Source organism: Rhodoferax sp. U11-2br (assembly GCF_018619435.1).
Lineage (GTDB): Bacteria > Pseudomonadota > Gammaproteobacteria > Burkholderiales > Burkholderiaceae_C > Rhodoferax.
In genome coordinates this window covers 58220-64293 of sequence record NZ_JAHFZF010000028.1, presented here as the reverse complement: position 1 = coordinate 64293, position 6074 = coordinate 58220, and the positions used below count along the sequence as shown (strand labels likewise).

The 6074-nt window shown below is 65.2% G+C and carries 4 protein-coding genes; 2 read left to right on the top strand and 2 right to left on the bottom strand.

Annotated elements, in window-relative coordinates:
* Window positions 1–2546, top strand: a 2546-nt coding sequence (locus tag KKO72_RS16405) for a CHAT domain-containing protein (RefSeq protein WP_214941247.1), incomplete at its 5' end; no start/stop codon positions are given.
* A 40-nt stretch (window positions 2547–2586) separates the two neighbouring features.
* Window positions 2587–4128 carry a hypothetical protein gene (locus KKO72_RS16400; RefSeq protein ID WP_214941244.1) on the top strand — a complete coding sequence of 514 codons (1542 nt, stop codon included), beginning with the start codon at window positions 2587–2589 and terminating at the stop codon, window positions 4126–4128.
* A 191-nt stretch (window positions 4129–4319) separates the two neighbouring features.
* Here the strand turns inward: KKO72_RS16400 and KKO72_RS16395 are convergent, their stop codons facing one another.
* Together KKO72_RS16395 and KKO72_RS16390 are read right to left on the bottom strand one after the other, a co-directional pair.
* Window positions 4320–5633, bottom strand: a complete 1314-nt coding sequence (locus KKO72_RS16395; RefSeq protein WP_214941241.1) for a type II toxin-antitoxin system HipA family toxin — start codon at window positions 5631–5633, stop codon at window positions 4320–4322.
* A gap of 1 nt (window position 5634) precedes the next feature.
* Window positions 5635–6015 (bottom strand): XRE family transcriptional regulator, encoded by a 381-nt coding sequence (locus KKO72_RS16390; RefSeq protein ID WP_214941238.1) that lies wholly within the window; start codon window positions 6013–6015, stop codon window positions 5635–5637.
* Window positions 6016–6074: the final 59 nt, after the last annotated feature.

The window sequence follows — 6074 nt, the reverse complement described above, 5'->3', positions numbered from 1 at the left end:
ACCCCGGCCCGCTGGGCAGCAACACGGTGTTCCTCAACGATTCGGCCAGTGCCAAACCAGCCGGGGCGGTGGTGGTGGGGCTGGGCCAGGTGGGGGCCTTGAGCCCGGGTCTGCTGGAAGACTCGGTGCGCGCCGCGCTGTTGGACTTTGCGCTGGATGTGGCGCACTGGCCCGACCCACGTTTTGGTGAGGGCGGGCGGCCACGCTCGGCGGCAGTGACCTGCCTGCTGGTGGGCACCGGTTCGGGCGGGCTACCAGTGGCCGATGCGCTGGAGGCGATCCTGCGCGCTGCGGTCTGTGCCAACCGGCGCCTGGCCGATCAGGGCCTGGACAACCGGGTGCTGATTGACCGGCTGGAGTTTCTGGAGCTGTTTGAGGACATTGCGATTGCCGCCGCTGACGCCCTTGGCCGCCTGGTGGACAACGAGGCCCTGGCAGGTGCCGTGCGCTGGGAGGCCAAGGCGGTGGAAACTGGGCAAGGCGGGCACCGGCGCGTGCGTTTTGTGGCCTCACCCGAGTGGTACCAGCGTCTGGAGATCACCGAAGAGACCGGCCGCCTGCGTTTTGTGTTCCCGACCGACCGCGCCCGCGCCGAAGAAACCCTGGCCACCGGCCAGCTGGCGTTGGCGCAGAGTTTTGTGCAGATCGCCAGCCAGAGCACCGGGCACAACTCGGAAGCCTCCAAAACCCTGTTTGAGATGCTGCTGCCGCTGCGCCTGCGCGAAATGGCGCTGCAACAGGGCAACCTGGTGGTGATGGTGGACGCGCAAACCGCGCCCTACCCCTGGGAACTGCTCGAAAACCGCTGGGCCACCGGTGAGCGCCCGCCTGCGGTGGCGGCGGGTTTTATCCGCCAGTTCCGCACCAGCACCTTTCGCCAGCGGCCGGTGCACGGCCTGAGCAACACCGCGCTGGTGATTGGCAATCCCGACCTGGGCGGCGCTGCCGATTTTGCCGACCTGCCCGGCGCGCGCGAGGAAGCCCAGCACGTGGCACAACAACTGAGCAACAACGGCTACGAGGTGCTGGACTGTGTGGACCAGAGCAGCACACCAATTCTGGAGGCGCTGCACAAAAACAGCTGGCGCATCCTGCATCTGGCCGGTCATGGGGTGCACCAGTACCGGCGCCCGGGTGCAGCCGTGGGTGCCGAGCCGATCTCGGGCCTGGTGATGGGTGCGGACACCTTCCTGACCCCGGGTGACATTGCTCAGCTACGTTTTGTGCCTGAACTGGTGTTTGTCAACTGCTGCCACCTGGGGCGGGTGGACGGCCCGCGCCCGCTGGACCGGCTCGGGCTGGCGGCGAATCTGGGTGAGGAACTGATCCGCATGGGGGTGCGCGCCGTGGTTGCCGCAGGCTGGGCGGTGGACGACCGCGCCGGGCAGGTGTTTGCCGCCAGTTTCTACCAAGGCATGTTGTCGGGTGATGCGTTTGGTGAAGCGGTGCGCCGCGCGCGTGAAGAGGTGTGGACACGTTGCCCCGATGTCAACACCTGGGGCGCTTACCAGTGTTATGGCGACCCGGACTTCCGCCTGCACCGTGACGGCAGCACCACACAAACCGTCTGGCCCGATTTCGGCACACCCCATGAGCTGGTGGTCGACCTCCACAACCTGAGCGCCGACCTGTGCGCCGGTGGTAACACCAGCCATGGCAGCGAACGCATCGCCAGCCGCCTGGCCCGCGTGCCCCAAGCCCAAGCCGAGCAGTGGTTGCAACGCGCCGATGTCTGCGCGGCGCTGGGCCTGGCCTGGGGTGAACTGCGCGAATGGCAGCAGGCGCTGGACTGGCTGGACAAAGCCCTGGCCGCCGAGCGCGGCGACTGCCCGATGCGGGTGCTGGAGCAACACGCCAACTTCCGGGTGCGCTTGGCGCAACACAACTGGCGCGCGGCGCGCCGCCTGAGCCCGGCCAAACGCGAGGGCGTGCGGCAACAGGCGGTGCACAACATCGACACCGCTGTGGCCGACCTGCACCTGCTGTGCCAACGCAGCCCCACCTCTGAGCGGCTGAACCTGCTGGGCAGCGCCCACAAACGCCTGGCGGTGCTGCAAACCGATGCCTCGCAACAGCTGACCGCCTTGCGCCAGATGGCGCTGCACTACCAGCAGTCACTGCTGCGCCACAGCGACGCCTATGCCTTCACCAACTGGCTGGCCGCCACCCTGCTCATTGCTCAACGTGACACCGCGCCCAAGCTGGATGCGGCGGGCATCACCGCCCAACTGGCGCAACTGCGCAGTGCGCTGAGCCACCGCCTGGCCGACAACCCCAACTTCTGGGACGCCGCCAGCCTGGCCGACCTGAGCCTGAGCCAGTTGCTGTTACAAGCGGCGAGCCAGCCACGCCGCCGCACCAAAGTGTCTGCCGGTACGCAAGCTGCGCCGGTGCTGGCCGCCTACCGGGCTGCGATTGGCCGGGCCAGCAGCCCGCGTGAACTGGCCGCGTTGACCGACAACCTCGACTTTTTGCTGTGCTTGTGGTCAGCAGCTGACAAACCCTCGCGCCACCTGCTGGAGCAGCTGCTGGAAAGCCTGACTTGAGCCGCCACGCTTTGCCCGCCAGCAGACCGGTCTGAGCGCCATGGCCTCCGGCAAGATCCTCACCCTGCTGATCATCGCCACGCTGCTGGCGGTGGTATGCGCCCAACTGGTGGCCTGGCGTTACCGAGTCAACATGCAGCGGCTGATGCGCGCGCCCTTGAACGCCGCAGCCCACAGCACCGGGCCACAACACAGCACCAGTCATGAGCAGCCCGCCCCGGCAGCCGCGATCACGCTGGACCACAACCGCGCCGCCTACCACCGGCTGCTGGCGCAGTTTCTGCTGCTCACGCTGCTGATCGCCTTCACACGCACCCTGCTCACCCAGTGGCTGGCCGACGCACCCATCACCTTCAAAACCGTGGCCACGCTGGGCACTGCCTACGCCTGGCCGGTGCTGCCAGTATTGGCGGTGATAGGCCGCTGGTCGCGCTGGCGCTTTGTGGCGGCCATGCTGGGCTGGTTTGTGCTGGCGGTGCTGTTGCTGAGCTGGCGCACCAATGCGAATGTGACACTGCTGATGCTTGTCCTGTGGATGGCGTTTGACATCGGTCTGCCGCTGCTGGTGGTGACCGCACTGTGCCTGGGCGGCGCCACCCGCGCCGTGGGGCCGTGGCTGGCGCCGGTGTTTGTGCTGCTGTGTGCGTCCTCACAGGCCGGGCTGGATGGGCTGGCCGCGCTGGTGGAGGCCAACAGCGGCTTCATCCAGTGGCTGGCCGGCTGGCTGGGCGCCACCCCTGCACTGATGCTCTTTGCGCTGATGCCCTGGCTGCTGGCGTGGTGGCCCGCGCGCTGGCTGGGCCGCCAACTGGCCAGGGCTTATCGCGAGCAACAGGTGTCCGAGCTGTTTTACCTGTTCACCGCGGTGTGGACGGTGGCACTCACCGGCCCGGCGCTGGCCGCCTCCAGCAGCCTGGGCTGGGGCGCGCTGGTCTGTTTTGCACCGTTGTTATGGATCGTGCTGGCCGGGGCCTGGATGCGCCGCTTGGCCACGCCGCAACAGGCCGGGCGACCACCGACGCTGCTGGTGTTGCGCGTGTTCCAGCAGGACGCGCAGGTGCAGCAGCTGTTTGACCGGGTGATTGAGCGCTGGCGCCTGACGGGCAACACCGTGCTGATTGCGGGCACCGACTTGCTGGAGCGCACCATCGACGTGGATGACATCTTCACCTTCATCGACGGGCGGCTGGGTGAGCGTTTTATCCAGACTCCGGCCGACGTGCCACGCCGCTTGGCCGAGTTTGTCTGGCGCGCCGATGTGGATGGCCGACACCGTGTCAACGAATGTTATTGCCACGACAACACCTGGCAGCAGGCGCTGGCCGAGCTGGTCCAGCTCAGCGACGTGGTGCTGATGGACCTGCGCAACTTTGAGGCCCACAACCGGGGTTGTTTGCACGAGCTGCAGGTGCTGGCCGAAACCCCCGGCCTGCGCCGCGTGGTGGTACTGACCAATGACCAAACCCACCTGCCCCCCGCCCAGGCCGCCACCACAGCCGCCCCGGCGCAGCGGTTTGTCTGGTTACACCAGCAAGGTGGCCAAGCGCTGGCCACTGAGGCGGTGTTGGCGCCGCTATTTTGATATGGTTTTGGTAGCTATTGACCCTTGTTATAAAAGGGCTGTAGGCCAAAAAGGCTTATAACTTCTCGTGCATAGATCAGTGACTGTTTGAGGCTGGGAGCTGGCATACAGCTTGCCGCTCCGCCTGCCAAATACTTGCCATGCAATCGAGAAACTCTGAGGCTCCCGGCCAGGGACCTACCGGCCGCGCGTCAAGTCCTGCGAAATGGGCTTGTTGGCCTTCGTTTGGGAGGTGCACCCTGGTACTGGCTGGCGTCAAACTTCTGTCTCTGGCTCAGCAATTCGTCACCGTCGAGGCGTTCTGCCAAGCTGTCCAGGTCGCGCTCCGATACCCCAATGGATTCAAAGTGCGCGCGCCAGGTGTTGACCACCTCGATGACTTGAACGACTTGCGCGGCCGCCTGGGCCGGCGCCAGCCCGAACGCATCGCACTGGGACATCGCGTTGGCCAGCGTGGAATCTTGTCCGTCCGCCCCGCAGATGAACTCTTGATAGCCCTGCCCGGAGTTGGTCGGCAGTACGTCATACGCCGGCGCCAACCTCAGCCGTCCATTGGCGGTGGGGTTCACGACCAAGAGTGCGTGGTTCTTCTCATGGTCGTCGGTGTTGTCGATCAGGATGTTGAACACCATTCGGCGGAACAGCTCCTGGGCATCGGCCAGATGCGCATCGCCCTGGGTGACGCCGATTCTGCGAAGAATTCGGGCGAGCTGCGGATACCCCATTTCTGGCTCGTTGCCGGCCGGGGTTGCCGCTCGGATAGCGGTGCCCGCCGAGATGCTGTGAATTCGCCGACCGTTCACGCGGTCGAATCGCCGAATGGCCACGGCGTTCGCCGCCACCAGGCGAATAACCTGGGTCTGGGCGACGGAGATACCCGCCTGCGCGGCCAAGGTCATGGTCGCGTGCTCGATGAGCGGCGCATCCACATGCTCGTGGTTGAAGAACTTAATGACCCACTGCTCGCCCTCAATGTCGATCAGCGCCTTGGGCTTTGCGCCGCCTAACGGGCTGCCACCCCCTTCAATGATTTTGGCTTCGAGAGTCGTCAAGGTGTCGCCGGCTTCAATCTTGGCCACAACCTCGCTGAGTTCTTGGGCTTGCGCCAACCTCGGCAGGGGGCCACCTTTTCGGGGTAGGTAGGTGTCGGGTGAGGTTGAGACCCCCAACGCACCAAAACGGTCGTCACCAGCGTAGTAGAGCATCTCCATCAACGACGTGCGCTTGGGTTTGTCGATGAACCGGATGACTTTTTCGCCCCATCGGTCCGGACGCGCGTCATCCACGGCACCGACTGCGCGGGGCGCGTTGGCACTCAGCCGCCCGGGCGGGGAGAACTCGTTGTCCACGAGAGGCAGGTCCTCGCTGAGTGCAAATCCATTGGCAAGCCAGTCCGCGGCGTAGTGGAGCGAGACACCCTTGCCAGCAGCAACCAGCTTCAACGCACCCACGTAGCGAGGCGTCGGGTCTCCCAGGTACCAAAGGTACAAGTCATCCAGACGCATGTCAGTCCTTCTTGCTGTTGTTGGGGGTTTCTGTGCGCATGCGGGCTTCTGCGGAGGCCTGCGCACGGGCCTGGCCAAGCGCCACTGCTTCTCGAATGTTCAGCTCGAGAGCACCCTGGTCCTGTTCTGGTGCCGCCAAGTTTCCCAACTCGCCATCTCGGTTGATGAGCCACAAGGCACTTGCGACGATGCCGATGCTCACGGTCGGGTCGCCGGCTTCGAGACGCTGGAGCGTGGAAAGTGTGACTCCCAAGCGCTTGGCCCAGGTGCGCAGCGATTCCTTACGGCGTAAGCGGGCCACCGCCAGATCGGCACCCAGTTTCTGGAGTGCACCCAAGGTGGCCGGAGGCAGCTGTTGGATGGCTTTGGTGGCTTTTGACATACCGTCATATTAGTACAAATTGGCTAATATTGTCTATATTTATCGGTACACAAGGAGGC